Source organism: Paenibacillus sp. FSL M8-0334 (assembly GCF_038000405.1).
GTDB lineage: Bacteria > Bacillota > Bacilli > Paenibacillales > Paenibacillaceae > Paenibacillus_AQ > Paenibacillus_AQ campinasensis.
This window is the reverse complement of record NZ_JBBOCH010000001.1, coordinates 683,687-699,456: the sequence shown is the minus strand read 5'-3', so window position 1 is coordinate 699,456 and position 15,770 is coordinate 683,687. Positions and strand designations below refer to the sequence as shown.

13 protein-coding genes and 1 other annotated feature (1 of these 14 cut by a window edge) are annotated in these 15,770 nt (G+C 53.4%); all 13 genes read left to right on the top strand.

Annotated features, from left to right (window positions below; translation table 11 throughout):
* The first annotated feature begins 65 nt into the window (after positions 1–65).
* The 13 genes from lon (at position 66) to MKX64_RS03060 (ending at position 15,382) form a co-directional block, all read left to right on the top strand.
* Positions 66–2,402 carry an endopeptidase La gene (gene lon / locus MKX64_RS03120; RefSeq protein ID WP_341035316.1) on the top strand — a complete coding sequence of 779 codons (2,337 nt, stop codon included), beginning with the start codon at positions 66–68 and terminating at the stop codon, positions 2,400–2,402.
* A gap of 17 nt (positions 2,403–2,419) precedes the next feature.
* On the top strand, positions 2,420–3,037 hold the full coding sequence (gene yihA / locus MKX64_RS03115; RefSeq protein WP_095267772.1) for a ribosome biogenesis GTP-binding protein YihA/YsxC: 618 nt from the start codon (positions 2,420–2,422) through the stop codon (positions 3,035–3,037).
* A 256-nt stretch (positions 3,038–3,293) separates the two neighbouring features.
* Complete coding sequence (locus MKX64_RS03110) at positions 3,294–3,884, top strand: non-ribosomal peptide synthetase module (protein ID WP_095267773.1); 591 nt, start codon at positions 3,294–3,296, stop codon at positions 3,882–3,884.
* 430 nt (positions 3,885–4,314) lie between these two features.
* On the top strand, positions 4,315–4,713 hold the full coding sequence (speD, locus tag MKX64_RS03105) for an adenosylmethionine decarboxylase (RefSeq protein WP_095267774.1): 399 nt from the start codon (positions 4,315–4,317) through the stop codon (positions 4,711–4,713).
* A 328-nt stretch (positions 4,714–5,041) separates the two neighbouring features.
* Positions 5,042–6,451, top strand: a complete 1,410-nt coding sequence (gene hemA / locus MKX64_RS03100) for a glutamyl-tRNA reductase (protein WP_095267775.1) — start codon at positions 5,042–5,044, stop codon at positions 6,449–6,451.
* A 16-nt stretch (positions 6,452–6,467) separates the two neighbouring features.
* The gene (gene ccsA / locus MKX64_RS03095; protein WP_095267776.1) at positions 6,468–7,292 is read left to right on the top strand and encodes a cytochrome c biogenesis protein CcsA; all 825 of its coding nucleotides are present in this window, start codon (positions 6,468–6,470) and stop codon (positions 7,290–7,292) included.
* A 6-nt stretch (positions 7,293–7,298) separates the two neighbouring features.
* Entirely contained in the window at positions 7,299–7,955 is a 657-nt protein-coding gene (locus MKX64_RS03090; RefSeq protein WP_341035315.1) for a precorrin-2 dehydrogenase/sirohydrochlorin ferrochelatase family protein, read from the top strand.
* Between the two features lie 2 nt (positions 7,956–7,957).
* Positions 7,958–8,908: a hydroxymethylbilane synthase gene (hemC, locus tag MKX64_RS03085; protein WP_095399254.1), complete on the top strand. Its 951-nt coding sequence runs from the start codon at positions 7,958–7,960 to the stop codon at positions 8,906–8,908.
* A gap of 4 nt (positions 8,909–8,912) precedes the next feature.
* On the top strand, positions 8,913–10,487 hold the full coding sequence (gene cobA, locus MKX64_RS03080) for a uroporphyrinogen-III C-methyltransferase (protein ID WP_341035314.1): 1,575 nt from the start codon (positions 8,913–8,915) through the stop codon (positions 10,485–10,487).
* 63 nt (positions 10,488–10,550) lie between these two features.
* Entirely contained in the window at positions 10,551–11,546 is a 996-nt protein-coding gene (gene hemB / locus MKX64_RS03075) for a porphobilinogen synthase (protein WP_341035312.1), read from the top strand.
* 48 nt (positions 11,547–11,594) lie between these two features.
* Positions 11,595–12,890 carry a glutamate-1-semialdehyde 2,1-aminomutase gene (gene hemL, locus MKX64_RS03070; RefSeq protein ID WP_095267781.1) on the top strand — a complete coding sequence of 432 codons (1,296 nt, stop codon included), beginning with the start codon at positions 11,595–11,597 and terminating at the stop codon, positions 12,888–12,890.
* Positions 12,887–13,795, top strand: a complete 909-nt coding sequence (locus MKX64_RS03065; protein WP_341035311.1) for an RluA family pseudouridine synthase — start codon at positions 12,887–12,889, stop codon at positions 13,793–13,795. The genes hemL and MKX64_RS03065 overlap by 4 nt, the downstream gene beginning before the upstream one ends.
* A 123-nt stretch (positions 13,796–13,918) precedes the next feature.
* Complete coding sequence (locus tag MKX64_RS03060) at positions 13,919–15,382, top strand: LysM peptidoglycan-binding domain-containing protein (RefSeq protein WP_341035310.1); 1,464 nt, start codon at positions 13,919–13,921, stop codon at positions 15,380–15,382.
* A gap of 278 nt (positions 15,383–15,660) precedes the next feature.
* Positions 15,661–15,770 (top strand) — a binding site (T-box leader) (it continues 180 nt past the right edge of the window).

The window sequence follows — 15,770 nt, the reverse complement described above, 5'->3', positions numbered from 1 at the left end:
TTATACGCAGATTTGATAAAATAGAAATAGTGTCAACATTGAGAGCCATTGGAGGTGCGAAAGCGATGGGACCCAGTAAATCCAAAGGTCGTCGTTTTCCTTTACTGCCTTTAAGAGGTCTGCTCGTCTATCCTAGCATGGTGCTTCACCTGGATGTCGGGCGGGAGAAATCGGTAAAGGCATTAGAAAAAGCGATGGTGGAAGACAATTTGATTCTCCTGTGTTCTCAATCGGAAGTGAACATTGAAGAGCCGACGCAAGAGGATATTTTTCGAATTGGTACAGTCGCAAATGTAAGGCAGATGCTGAAGCTTCCAAACGGAACCATTCGTGTCCTGGTGGAAGGGATGGAACGTGCGGAGATTATTGAATATACGGATCAAGAGGAATACTACGAAGTCATTGCCCGGGAACTGCCTGAAGCAGACAACAATGACCCTGAAGTTTCCGCTTTGATGCGGACCGTGCTGTCACAGTTCGAGAACTATATCAATTTGTCCAAGAAGGTTACGCCGGAAACTTTGGCGGCCGTTTCCGATATTGATGAACCGGGACGTCTAGCGGATGTCATTACAAGCCATCTGTCATTAAAGATCAAGGATAAGCAGGAGATTCTTGAAACAATAGACGTTCGTAAACGTCTGGAGAAGCTGCTGGATATTCTGAACAATGAGCGCGAAGTGCTCGAGCTGGAACGCAAGATCAATCAGCGCGTCAAGAAACAGATGGAGAAGACACAGAAGGAGTATTATCTGCGTGAGCAGATGAAAGCGATCCAGAAGGAGCTTGGCGATAAGGAAGGCCGTGCCGGCGAAGTTGAGGAGCTCCGCAGCCAGCTGCAGGAGATGGAGCTTCCGGAAGTGGTGCACGAGAAGATCGAGAAGGAAATCGATCGCCTTGAGAAAATGCCAGCCAGCTCGGCCGAAGGCGGCGTGATCCGGAACTATGTGGATTGGCTGCTGGCGCTGCCTTGGACGTATACAACAGAGGATGATCTGGATATCAACAAGGCGGAGCAAGTGCTGGATGAGGATCACTACGGTCTGGAGAAGCCGAAGGAGCGTGTGCTCGAATATCTGGCTGTTCAGAAGCTTGTGAAGAAGATGAAGGGGCCGATTCTCTGCCTTGTAGGCCCGCCAGGGGTAGGTAAGACCTCCCTCGCCCGTTCGATTGCAAGATCGCTTGAGCGCAAGTTCGTGCGTATCTCGCTCGGCGGGGTTCGGGACGAGGCCGAGATCAGAGGTCATCGCCGGACGTATGTTGGAGCAATGCCGGGACGCATCATCCAGGGAATGAAAACAGCCGGCTCCCTGAACCCTGTATTTCTGCTGGATGAAATCGACAAGATGGCTTCGGATTTCCGCGGGGATCCGTCTGCAGCGCTGCTGGAGGTGCTGGACCCTGAACAGAACAACACCTTTAGCGATCATTTCATTGAAATTCCGTTCGACCTGTCCCAGGTGATGTTTGTAACGACAGCGAATGCGCTGCACAACATTCCCCGGCCGCTGCTCGACCGTATGGAAGTGCTGTACATTCCGGGTTATACCGAGCTGGAGAAGCTGCAGATCGCCACGCGCTATCTGCTGCCGAAGCAGAAGAAAGAGCACGGGCTGCAGCCTGAACAGCTGGAGCTGGACGAGGAAGCTTTGCTGAAAGTGATTCGTGAGTACACTCGGGAATCGGGTGTACGTAATCTTGAGCAGCAGATTGCGGCGCTGTGCCGGAAAGCGGCGAAGAGTATCGTTACGAACGAGTCGGAATCGATCGCGATCCACGCTGAGGACATCAAGGATTATTTAGGCATTCCGAAATTTCGCTACGGTATGGCGGAGCTCGAAGATCAGGTCGGAACTGTAACGGGGCTGGCCTGGACAGAGGTCGGCGGCGAGACGCTCACCATTGAGGTCACCGTCGTTCCGGGTACCGGCAAGCTGACCTTGACCGGGAAGCTGGGCGATGTGATGAAGGAGTCGGCTCAGGCTGCATTCAGTTACACAAGATCCAAGGCGACAGAGCTGGGGATTGACCCTGATTTCCATGAGAAGCTGGATGTCCATATCCATATTCCTGAAGGTGCGATTCCGAAGGACGGACCTTCGGCGGGCATCACCATCGCGACGGCGCTTATCTCATCATTAACGAAGCGTCATGTCGCACGGGATGTGGCGATGACCGGTGAAATCACGCTGCGCGGGCGCGTGCTTCCGATCGGCGGATTAAAGGAAAAGTCACTGGCTGCCCACCGGGCCGGCTACAAAAAAATACTGCTCCCCAAAGATAACGAGAGGGATTTGCGGGACATTCCCGACAGCGTGAAAAATGATGTTGAGTTCGTCCCTGTGTCCCATATGGATCAGGTGCTCGAGCATGCACTCGTAGAGCAGGCGGGAGTTCACTAGAGAGGAAGCCCTGATATATGAAAGTAACAAAAAGCGAATTTGTGGTTAGTGCTGTAGGTCCTGCTCAATACCCAGATGACGCCTTGCCGGAGATTGCTCTGGCAGGGCGTTCCAATGTGGGCAAGTCGTCGCTGATCAACCGTTTGATATCCCGTAAGAATCTGGCGAGAGCCAGCGCTACGCCGGGAAAGACACAGCAATTGAACTATTACCGTGTTAACGATGATCTGTACTTTGTTGATTTTCCGGGCTATGGGTACGCCAAGGTATCCAAGGCACAGCGGGCGCAGTTCGGCGTGATGATCGAGAAGTATCTGCTGAACCGCGAGGAGCTCAAGCTTGTGCTGCTGGTGGTGGATATGAGACATCCGCCTTCCAAGGATGATATCAGCATGTATGAATGGCTGCAGCATTATGATCGTCCGGTCTGTGTTGTGGCCACAAAAGCGGACAAGATCCCGAAAACAAAATGGCCCAAGCATATTAAAATTGTAAAAGAGACGCTTGGCTTCAAGCCTTATCACTCCCTGGTCATGTTCTCGTCGGAGACAGGGCTTGGCAAGGATGAATTGTGGGAGGTCATCGAGTCGAGAATCGGTGCTGGAGACGATCAGTCCGAAGCGCCAACCTCTTGATAAGACAAGCGTGATGAATCTCATACCATCTTTATGCAGCACCGGATCTTCTGGACCCTTTCTCAAGGGTTCAGCAGGATAACGGTGTTTTCTTTATAGGAAAGTGAGCATCTTAGTGGAAATATGAGCTGGAAACGCGCTCAAACCGTTTTTTTATGAAATATGATGAATATTCTCGTCTGGCAGGCAGGAAAGACATCCATGGTGTGCAGTATAATGTTACTAAGGATTGTTAAAAGAATTGAGGGAGATTTTTATGGCTCAGCGGTTAGCCACAGAGTATGTAAATGCCACGATGCAAATGCCGGATGTTCAAATGGATCAATTTCTGAAGTGTACCAGTGCTTTCCGGGTAAGTTGCCGGGTGAAAGTATTGGATGCCGGAGAGCAGGAGATCGTGCTCGAAGACGAGAGCGGGGAAGAAGTTCATTTGCCCTTCGAGCGCAGAAATGGCTTGTATATCTGTGAGCTGTCGTGCCGATTGGCCGCTCCTAGGTTGACCAATGCCGTACGAAAGCTGTTTGCGGCCTATAAAGGCTCGGGCACAGTGAATCGGGTGTATCACGGCTTCGTAATGAGCTATGAATACCTGAACGGGATCGTGCAGAGAATCACCCAGGTTGCTGGAAATGACAGCATCGTCATATATGAATACAAGAATACGGCTGGAGAACTGCAGCGTCTGTTTAACAGTACAGAGGCGGAGAAAGAGATCGAGCGGATTCACCGGCATATTAATGAGCTTCTTGACGCGCGGATTATAGCGGGCAGCGACCGGAGTCGGGTAATGCAGATTGATGAGCAGCTGCGAAGCTATAATCAGCGGTTGTTCGTGCTGGAAGCCTGATTGGCAAGCGGCTGGCTCGCAAGTCGTCTCGAAGTCGGCGGATAACTTTCTTTCCAATTGGCAGGCGAACAGACCTTGGACACCACGGTTCAGTGGGGTTTAAGGTCTTTTTTATGGCGGCAATGGCCATGCAGAGCATGGTTATCCGGCGCTTGCTGAAGGCGATAAAGACGGGCTCGATATTGTACACTTTTCCGCTGATGGCATCATATATTGAGCTGTGAAATAAATATGGGACATTTTTTGAAAAAGGTGTTGCATTTCGCCGCTATAGATGTTATTTTTAATCTCGTTGAAAACAATATAGGAACCAGGATTCACTCAGGACATGTAATGTTGCGAGAGATTATTCCCTCGGGAAGTGAATGACGTAGGTCCTAGCGGATGAAATTTTCAAACATTTTATTCCTAGGAAGGGGGAACCCGGAAGATGGAGTACTCAACTTTCGGAAGACACGTTGCTGTTGATACTTGGGGAGTCGACTTTGAATTATTGAACAGTGCAGAATTTTTACAAGCTCAGATGGTGGAAGCCGCTGAAGCCTGTGGAGCAACGGTATTATCCGTCCAATCCAAGCAATTTGAGCCACAAGGCGCTACGGTGCTTGTATTGCTGTCGGAAAGCCATCTCTCGATTCATACGTATCCTGAGAGAGGTTTTGCTGCGATTGACTGTTACACCTGCGGGGAGACGGTAGATCCGCAATTGGCTATTGACTACCTGGTATCCGTTTTGAAACCTGAAAAATGCTATGCGAAGAAGCTTGTTCGGGGACTTGGCGAAATGACGGTTGAAACGCCGGAAATGAAGCAGGCCGAACTGGTGTAAGATAGGCCTTTAATTGATGATGAGTATACAATAACCATGGAGTTTTCCATGGTTATTTATTTTTGCGGACCGGGCGTAGACAAGCCTTTGAATACATAAAGGAACAATGGGTAATTAAACGGTATATCTCCATCCGAATAGAACAACAATAGTAAGAAAGTGTCTGTATCCGAGCGCACAGGCAAGGATGAAGAGTATGGGGATTTCATAAACATTTCATAAAATGGACCAGGCTCTAATGTTCAATGTGATATAATGAACGAGGTTAAGTTGTCCTATTAGATTCACAAATGGTTAGCCAACTTGAGATATAGGCAGGTGAAATGCAATGCACATTATCGTTGTCGGCTTGAACTATCGCACAGCGCCTGTGGAAGTCAGAGAACGCTTTGCATTTTCGGAGGAAGAGCTGCCCGAGGCGTTGAAGCAGCTGAAGTCGACCAAAAGCGTATTGGAGGGCGTCATTGTCGCTACTTGCAATCGCACAGAGATTTATGTGGTGGTTGACCGTCTGCATATGTGCGGATATTTTATTCGCAGCTTTATGGAGCAGTGGTTCGGCATCAATCGTGAAGCATTTACGCAATATTTATATATATATGAAGATGAGCAGGCGATCTCTCATCTGTTCAAGGTTGCTTGCGGCCTCGATTCCATGGTGATTGGGGAGACCCAGATTCTAGGGCAGGTCCGCAGCGCCTTTCTGACGTCCCAGAAGGAGCAGGCGACAGGGACCTGGTTCAACATGCTCTTTAAACAAGCGGTCACGCTGGGCAAGCGCGCGCACTCGGAGACATCGATCGGGGAAAGCGCAGTATCTGTAAGTTATGCAGCCGTGGAGCTCGGCAAGAGGATCTTCGGCTCGTTCCACAATAAGAAAGTGCTCATTCTCGGCGCTGGCAAAATGAGTGAACTGACCGTCAAGCATCTGTATGCGAACGGAGCGGCTGAAGTGGTTGTGGCCAACCGTACGCTTGCCCGGGCACAGGAACTGGCCCTGAAGTTTGACGGGAAAGCCTGCACGATCGATGAAGCTACCCGTGCTTTGCATGATATTGATATTGTGATCAGCTCCACCGGGGCCAACGAATATGTGCTCGTTCCGGAGCGGGTGAAGGAAGCGATGAAGAAACGCCCGTCGCGGCCGCTGTTTATGATCGATATTGCTGTCCCGCGTGACATTGATCCCGCTGTAGGCGAGCTGACCGATGTATTTCTGTATGATATTGACGATCTGGAAGGGATTGTCGAGACGAATATGGAGATGCGGCGTGCCGAAGCGGCCAAGATTGAAGTTATGATTCAGGAAGAGATCGAAGCCTTCCATTCCTGGCTTAGAATGATGGGTGTGAGACCGGCGATCCGGGCACTTCAGGATAAGGCGAGCAGCATTCATGAAGAAACGTTAACGAGCCTGTTCAACAAGCTGCCTGAGCTGGATGAACGTCAGCGGAAAGTCATCCGTCGTCTGACCAAAAGCATCGTAAACCAGATGATGCATGACCCGATTAACCGGATCAAGGAAATGACAGGCGGCAAGCATGGAACGGAAGCGCTGGATTACTTTACCCATATCTTTGCCCTGGAGGAGCTGATCCAGGAGAACGAACAAGGTGCAGCCAGCCGCTCGAAGCTGAATGCCAAAGCTTCTTCTGCACAAGCCGTATCCTCAAACACTGCGGATGCACAGGCGGAGGAGAAACCGGTCAAGGTGTCTCTGTCCCCGGCCACGCTGTAAGGTGGTGAGCGGCGATATGCTGTTAAACCTCATTTATAATACCGGCATTTGTATCTATGCCCTGAGCCTTCTGTTTTATATCTCGGATTGCGTATCGCGCAATCCGGTGGCGAAGCGGATAGGCACAGGGCTTCTTGTCATTACATCGCTGCTCCTGGCAGCGGGCATCGGCTTGCGGGCGATGACCGAGGGACATTTTCCGGTATCAACGCCTTCGGACTTTTTGCTGCTGCTGGCGTTCAGCATCGCTGTTATATCATTGGCATTTCACTGGCTGAACAAATCCGAGTATGCGATTCTACTGATGAATATCGTCGGTTTTGCCGTCATGCTGCTTAATCGGCAGTGGATCTCGGAGGGAAACAACGTATTGACGAGCTGGGAGACCGAGCAGCGCTTGCTGCTGCTGCATATCGGGCTGGCCAGTATCAGTTTTGCCGCGCTTACGGTCGGTGCGGTGTTTGCGGCCATGTATATGTTCCTGCACCGGAAGCTGAAGGTGAAGCAGTGGAATGATACAATTCGCCGTCTGCCCAGTCTGGAGATGCTTGATTTGTACAGCTACCGGGCGCTGATCATTGGAACATGGATATTGGTCGGCTCACTTGCGCTGGCTGTGGTGTCGGTAGCCTCTGCAGGGCGCTGGTCTCTGCTGACGGATATCAAGGTGCTGACAACGCTGATTGCGCTTGGGATGTATATGGTTTATTTTATGAAGCGAAGGCTGTGGAAGTATACGGGGAAACAAGCAGCGTTATGGGCATTGGTAGGTTATGGATTCATCGTTCTGAACTTTTTCCTGAATGCCTGGTCCAATTTTCACAGCTGGGCGGGAGTGTGATGATAGATGGCTTATGAGCTTCCGGTGATGCTAAACTGTGAAGGAAGGCTCTGTCTGATTATTGGCGGCGGGAAGGTGGCGGAGCGCAAAGCTTCTGCATTGCGGGAGGCGGGGGCAAGGCTGCGCGTGATCAGCCCCTTGCTCAAGAGCGCCCGTCTTGCCGAGTGGGCAGATGACGGTTCTATTGAATGGAAGGCCCGGGCCTACAGGGAAGGCGACCTGAACGGGGCCTTTCTTGTGCATGCGGCGACGGATGCCCCCGACGTAAACGCCAAAATTGCGGGGGATGCGGATCGGCTGGGCATTCTTGTGAATGTGGCGAGCGAAGGCAGCTCCGGGTCATTTACCAATCCCGCAGTGCTTCGGCGGGGAAGATTGACTGTGGCCATCGCGACTTCAGGAGCTGGACCGATGGCTTCCGTAACGATCAAGGAGCAGCTGGAGCATCAGTTCGGGGAGGAATATGAAGCGTATCTTGATTTCCTATATAGGATGCGTACCGCTATTAAAGATGAGGTGGAGTTGCCGGAGCAGCGAAGATGTTTGCTGCACAAGCTGTACCGCCTGGATATACTCGAGGAGATTCGGCGGGGGGACAATGCCAATGCCCCGTGGGACCCGGATAAGATCAAGCAATGGATTGAACAGAATCGGGAGGAATAGATATGACGCGAACAATTGTAGTGGGCAGCAGGCAAAGCGCGCTTGCGCTTACCCAAACCGGGCACGTGATTGATGATTTGAAACGGATCGCGAAGGAGCAAGGGCTGGAATACGAATTCGAAGTGAAGAAAATTGTCACGAAGGGAGACCGCATTCTGGATGTGACATTGTCCAAGGTCGGAGGCAAAGGCTTGTTTGTCAAAGAGATTGAGCAGGCTATGCTGGACGGTGAGATTGATATGGCCGTCCACAGCATGAAGGATATGCCGTCCGTTCTGCCGGAAGGGCTTACGTCCGGTGCGGTGCCTGTGCGGAAGGATCCGAGAGACTGTCTGATCTCCAAGGTCGGTGGAACCCTTGATGATCTTCCGCAAGGCGCGAAAGTCGGGACAAGCAGCCTTCGTCGCTCAAGCCAGCTCAAGGCTTACCGGCCTGACCTGCAGGTTGAATGGATTCGCGGGAATATCGATTCCCGTCTTCGCAAGCTGGAGGAAGGCGAGTATGATGCGATTATTCTTGCTACAGCAGGCCTGCAGCGGATGGGCTGGGAAGACCGGGTGACTTCTTATCTGCCGGTGGAGATCAGCCTGCCTGCTGTCGGACAAGGGGCGCTTGGCATTGAATGCCGCGAGGATGACCAGGAGCTGCTGCAACTGCTCGCGTTATATAACGATGAGGCTACGGCACGGACGGTGGCGGCAGAGCGAAGATTTCTGAGCGAGCTCAATGGCGGCTGCCAGGTGCCGATCGGAGCTTATGCCGTGCTGAAAACCGGGGATTCCCTTGGAGACGGAAACATCATACAATTAACAGGAATGGTTGGCTCACCGGAAGGCGATATCATCCTGAAGGAAAGTGCGGAGGGAACGGATCCCGAAGCGCTCGGGATGGAAGTGGCTGAGAAGCTGAAGGCCAAGGGAGCGGAGAAGATACTGGCGCAAGTTAGGGGATGATCGGATGGCTGGCAAGGTGTATTTGGTAGGTGCAGGACCGGGGGATGCCCGGCTGATCACGATCAAAGGCAAGGAATGCATTGAGAAGGCGGATGCCATCGTTTATGACAGGCTGGCTAGTCCGCGGCTGCTCGGATGGGCAAGGCCGGGAACACAGAAGGTGTATGTCGGAAAGCTGCCGGACAGGCATACGATGAAGCAGGAGGAAATCAATCGTTTGCTGGCCGACCTTGCCCTTGAAGGGAAGGTTGTGGTGCGGCTGAAGGGCGGAGATCCTACCATTTTCGGCCGGGTCGGAGAGGAAGCCGAGCTGCTGCGGCAGCTGGGCATTCCTTATGAGATTGTCCCGGGGATCACCTCGTCGATCAGCGTTCCGGCGTATGCCGGTATTCCGGTTACGCATCGTGATCTTGCCTCCTCCCTGTCGATTATTACAGGGCATGAGAGCCCGGACAAGCTGGACCGAATGATCCAGTGGGACAAAGTGACGAACGCCACCGGCACGCTGATTTTTATGATGGGCGTTGCGAAAATCGGTTACATCAGCCGGCAGCTGATCAAGCACGGCAGATCGCCGGCTACGCCGGTTGCGTTGATCCGGTGGGGAACACGGGCGGAGCAGGATACGCTGGTGGGCACGCTGGCGGATATCGAGGAGCGAGTGAAGGCGGCTGATTTTCAGCCGCCTGCCGTTATCGTTGTAGGCGAGGTGGTGCACCAGCGAGAGAAGCTGCAATGGGCGGAGCATCTGCCGCTGTTCGGCAAACGCATCCTGGTTACGCGCGCGCGCAGCCAGGCCAGCGCGCTCGTATCCCGAATCGAGGAGCTCGGCGGTGAGCCGTATGAGTATCCTGTCATTGACACCGTTATGCCGGATTCGGAGGAAGTGCTAAGCGGCGTGAGACATGCGATGGAAGAGCTCGGTACATATGATTGGGTGTTCTTCACCAGCGCAAACGGCGTCGATTATTTCTTCCGGCATTTGAAGGCATGCGGCAAAGATATCCGCGCGCTGGCATCAGCGCGGATCGTGGCCGTGGGGCCTGCTACGGGAGAGGCACTGCGGGAGCGGGGCATCGCTGCGGAGGTGCTTGCTGAACGCTTCCAGGCCGAAGGGCTGATTGATGCGTACGGGCCAGTGCTTGCTCCCGGGCAGCATGTATTGCTGCCGAGAGGAGACAAGGCCCGCCGCTGGCTGCCGGAGAAGCTGGAAGCGCTTGGACTGCACGTAACGGAAGCGGTGATGTATGAAACGGTGCTTGTCGGTGAACATGATGACGAGCTGATGAAGCTGCTCATGGAAGGGGCGGTGCATGCGGTAACGTTCACCAGTTCCTCGACGGTGACCAACCTGCTTCAAGCGCTGAAGAGCATGGGGGTCGAGCGTCCGGCGGAGCTGCTGCAATCATCGAGCATTTTCTGCATCGGTCCTGTGACGGCGAAGACTGCCGAGGATGCCGGACTGCAAGTGAGCAGAACGGCCGATGAAGCTACCATCGACAGTCTCGTGCAGGCGCTGTGTGAATGGAATGCAGATAATCCGAGACGCCTTCAGGCGCTGGAGAAGCTCAACCTATAACGGGAGCGGGCAGCGCGCTATGGCATGTGAAATATAAATCAACATCTTTTGGAGGTATAACCAATGGCTTTTCCTATCGTACGCCACCGCCGGCTGCGCCAAAATGCCGGCATTCGAAGCATGGTCCGCGAGACGGTGCTGCATGTTGAAGATTTGGTTCAGCCAATCTTTGTATCTTATGGAAGCGGGGTTCGCACGGAAATCTCCTCGATGCCGGGCGTGTTCCAATTTTCACTCGACACGCTGAAGGCAGAGGTAGACGAGATTGTAGCGCTCGGAATTCCCGCCGTCCTTCTGTTTGGCATTCCGGAAACGAAGGATAGCGTAGGGACCTCCGGATTCGACGAAAATGGCATCGTGCAGGAAGCGACGCGGTTAATCAAGCAATGGTATCCGGATTTGATTGTGATTGCCGACACCTGCTTGTGCGAATTTACCGACCATGGCCATTGCGGTATGGTGCATACCTTTGAGCGGGACGGCCATGTCCATGGGGATGTGCTGAACGACGAATCGCTTGAGCTGCTCGCTCGCACAGCGGTTTCCCAGGCGAAGGCCGGGGCCGACATAATCGCTCCATCCAATATGATGGATGGGTTCGTCCAGGCCATTCGCGCTGGACTCGACGAGGCCGGCTTCGAGAATGTACCGATCATGTCATATTCGGTCAAATATGCTTCGGCTTTCTACGGACCATTTCGCGATGCTGCAGATTCTGCGCCGCAGTTTGGCGACCGCAAAACTTATCAAATGGATCCGGCCAACGTCAGGGAAGCGCTGCGTGAAGCCGAATCCGACGTGCTGGAGGGGGCTGACATGCTGATGGTGAAGCCGGCTATGGCTTATCTTGATGTAGTCCGGCTGCTTCGCGATCAATTCGATCTGCCCATCGTCGCTTACAATGTGAGCGGGGAATATTCGATGATTAAAGCGGCCGCCCAGCAAGGCTGGATCAGCGAACAAGCGATTGTGATGGAACTGCTGACCAGCATGAAGCGGGCGGGTGCCGACATCATCATCACCTACTTCTCTAAAGATGCGGCCCGCTGGATGCGCTAGTGTCGTCGCTGTAGTTCATTACTATTAGTACAGTTAGGAGTGCATGATATGAGTGAAGGTTTGCGTAAAGAGCAGCTGTCGCGTTCTGCTTTTGAAGAAGCGAAGCAGTATATTCCCGGGGGCGTCAACAGTCCGGTTCGGGCGTTCAAATCCGTCGGCTTGACACCGATCTACATGGATCGCGGGGAAGGCAGCCGAGTGTATGATATCGACGGAAACAGCTTTATTGACTATGTAGGCTCTTGGGGCCCGCTTATTATGGGACATGCCCATCCTGAAGTGGTTGAAGCGCTGAAGGAAACGGCAGAGAAGGGGACAAGCTTCGGTGCCCCGACCTTGCTGGAGACCGAGATGGCAAAGCTGGTTTGCGAACGGGTGCCATCGATTGAAGTCGTGCGCATGGTCAACTCGGGAACGGAAGCAACGATGAGTGCGATTCGTCTGGCCCGTGGTTATACTGGCCGGAGCAAAATTATTAAATTCGAAGGCTCCTATCATGGACATGCGGACAGTCTGCTCATTAAAGCCGGCTCGGGCATCGCTACATTGGGACTTCCGGACAGCCCCGGCGTGCCGGAAACGGTTGCGGCGAACACCATCGCCGTGCCTTACAACGACCTGGAGTCGATTCAGCTGGCGTTCGAGCGTTTCGGCGAGGAGATCGCGGCTGTTATCGTGGAACCGGTGGCGGGCAATATGGGCGTTGTGCCTCCGGCGGAAGGCTTCCTGGAAGGACTGCGCAAGCTGACTTCGGATTACGGCAGCCTGCTGATTTTTGATGAGGTGATGACCGGATTCCGCGTAGGGCTTCATAGTGCACAAGGACGCTACAATGTTACGCCGGATTTGACCTGTCTTGGCAAGGTGATCGGCGGCGGGCTTCCGGTCGGCGCATATGGCGGCAAGCGCGAGATTATGGAGCAGATCGCTCCGGCAGGGCCAATTTACCAGGCGGGAACGCTGAGCGGCAATCCGCTGGCGATGGCGGCAGGCTACACGACGCTGAAGCTGCTGACGCCTGAAGTATATGACCGCCTTGAGAGATTAGGTGCAAGACTCCAAGCAGGAATCGAGCAAGGGGCGAAGGAGTTTGGCATCCCGATGTCGGTGAATCGGGTCGGCTCCATGGTGTGTCCGTTCTTCACCGATACCCCGGTAGTGAACTTTGATACCGCCAAGACAAGCGATCTTGACATGTTCCGCCGTTACTTTGCATTGATGATTCAAGAGGGCATCAGCGTGCCGCCGTCACAGTTTGAGGGCATGTTTATTTCCGGCGTCCACACCGAGCAGGATATCGACGCTACGATTGAAGCATGCACTCAGGCGTTCCGAAGCTTATGAGCTATCAGGGAAGCTGGGATAAACGGGGGGAGTGGCTGGAGCTGATCCCCGGCAAGTCCATCGCGGGCCAGGCAGACCGGGAAGAGGCGGCTCGTCAGTGGCTGCTGGAAACGGTAGGCATGCCTGAGAAGCTGTACCGCAAGCTCCGTCATGAGCGGGGGATCGAGTGGAGAGGGGATCGGCTGCGGCTGATCCTTTTTCCGTATCGTGAGTATGGCGTGGAGCCTGTATGGCATGAGCTGGAGGTGCTGTATGAGGATGATTTCTGTCTGGTGGCGAACAAGCCTGCCGGGATCAATGTCCACGGAGATAGTACCGGGGGGGAGGAACTGACCCTGAACCATGCGGTTGCGGCGTACTATCAGGCTTCCGGCCTTCATACGGCCGTCCGTCCTATCCATCGGCTTGACAAGGATACAACCGGACCGGTGCTCTATGCGAAGAATGAATATGCGCAGCTCAAGCTGGATGAGGACATGCGTGAGAAAAAAATCGCCCGTATCTATGCGGCCATCGTTCAAGGACAGGTGCAGGATGGATTGACGACGATTGATCTGCCGATCGGTAAAGACCGGCATCACCGCAGCCGTCGCCGAGTGTCTCTCACCGGGCAGCAAGCGGTAACGCATATCTTGTCGGTGGAAAGGAGCCGCTACGCCAGTCTGCTGCGGCTGCGGCTGGAAACCGGCAGAACGCATCAGATTCGTGTGCATATGAGCCACATGGGACATCCGCTGATTGGAGATTCGCTGTATGGCGGCAATGCCAGACCGTTCGGCAGACAGGCGCTGCATGGTGAACGCTTGATCTTCGCTCACCCGTTAACCGGAGAGCAGATTGAGGTGTTAGCTCCGTGGCCGGAGGATATGTTACAGCTGAAAGAGGACAGCTTGTTTCTTTCCTAGTTCTATCGTCAAAAAAGTCATGCTCTTCTATTTTCGGCATATAGATAAGTTGAGTGGCAAAAATGGGCTCATGCCGTGAGGGACAGCTTCACGGATAGTATATGCCGAAAGGAGGACATTCCCGTGTTTGACCAGTCCTACGGATTGCGGTTTGATATTTACGAAAGAATCAATTTAGCGGAAGATTTGCCGGGAATCGATGAACTAGAAGAGGCCGAATTGATCCCTCACATTCAGGTGATCAGCCAGCAGGACCAGGCGACGCTTCGAGGCCATTTGCTATTGGCCGGATTGTATAAAGGCGATAGTGAAGCAGGGGAAACGGAGCCGCTGGAGCATTGGATTCCGGTTGAAATTACCGTGCCTCTAAACCGCGTGTCTTCGCTGGATGACATTGCTGTTGAGATCGAGAATTTCGATGTGGATCTACTGTCCAAACGCAGCCTTAACATTACCGGCGTACTGTCATTGAAAGGCATTCAGGCTGCTGCGAAGCAGACGCGCGAAGCTTCCTGGAGCGGCGAGGAATTTACCGTGGTACATGCTCCCGACCAAGCAGAGCAGGAGGCAGCTGAGACCTACTTGAAGCTAAGCCAATTCGATTCAGAGCCGGGCTCTTCATCTGCTGCATCACAGCCTGAGGCGGGACACGGCGAACCGATTCACGACCGTGTTATTGAGGCTGAACCTGCCGGAGAGAACCGCACCGATCAATATTTGGCTTCCTGGGCCGAGTATGAGCGTCAGATTCGTCTGCAGGCAGAGCAGGAAGGACAGCAAATACAGGCTGGCAGCGGTGGAATACCGGCTTGGCCTGAGGTGGATCAATCGTTTGAGCAGGCAGCTCAAGCTCAGGAAGAAGAGGCAAGCCGGGCAGAACCGTTTGGGGAAGCCGCGGAGCCAACAGAAGCTTTTGCCCAGAATTTCGGCGATGCAGCGGAGCCTGCCTTACATAAGGAGGGGGCTGCCGAACCTGAAGCTGAGCCGTCATTCCCGAGTGTATGGCAGTTTGAGCGCGGGGCTCAACCTGAGCAGGCGCCGGAAGAACAAGCCTCCGTTTTTCCGGGCTTAACCGATCGCCAGCCGGAATCGGATCAGCTGCCAGTGCTGGAGTCGAGTCAGACTGAAGTGAACCAGTCGCTGGAGGCCTATTCGGCTGATAACAGCGCCCTGGAAGCATCCTCGATTCAGGAGGAAGAGGTTCAAGCCAGACCTGAACCGAAGGTAGCCTTCACCACGAAGACGAGCGACAAGCCAAGCGGTGAAAACCTTGGTTTCTCCTCGCTGCTGCAATCGAGCCGGACCGTCCAGGATCAGGACGAAGCGCTGGCCCGTGAAGAGGAAGAAATGGTGGAGGAAACGGCGGAGACATCGGCAGCGGAGGATGTGCAGTGGAAGAGCCTGTTTTTGGGCAGCAGACAGGAAGAATCGCCGTTCCGCAAAGTAAGAATGTGCATCGTGCAGCGTGAAGAGACGCTGGAGCTGATTGCCGAGCGCTATCAGTTAACGCCGCGGGAGCTGCTGCTGTATAACCGGATGTCCGAGCAAACAATCGAAGAAGGTCAGGTTTTATATATCCCTCAGTAATAGAAGTCACACCATATGGGGGAGCGCCGCACAGCAGCAGGTCAAGGGGAGAGGCTCCTTGGTCTGCTGCTTGCTGCATTTGCGCACGAGGCTCCTGATGCAAGTGCCGCATGAAAATGTCTAGATTTGTCGGATAGAGGCATATATGGCCAGGAAGATGATTATCGCTATTTTTACATAGGTATACAGAGCTTTGGGCTCGGAAATACTCGAAATATTGACTATATGGAACAAGCACGTTAATATTGGAATATAATGAAGCACAGAAGTTTCAAAGAATAATGACGATGAACGGGAGAAGTAGGAAGGCTGACCTTCAGAGAGCGGGATTGTGTACGCTGTGAGATTCCGCAGGCAACGGCTTTTGCGAACAGTCACCCGGGAGTTG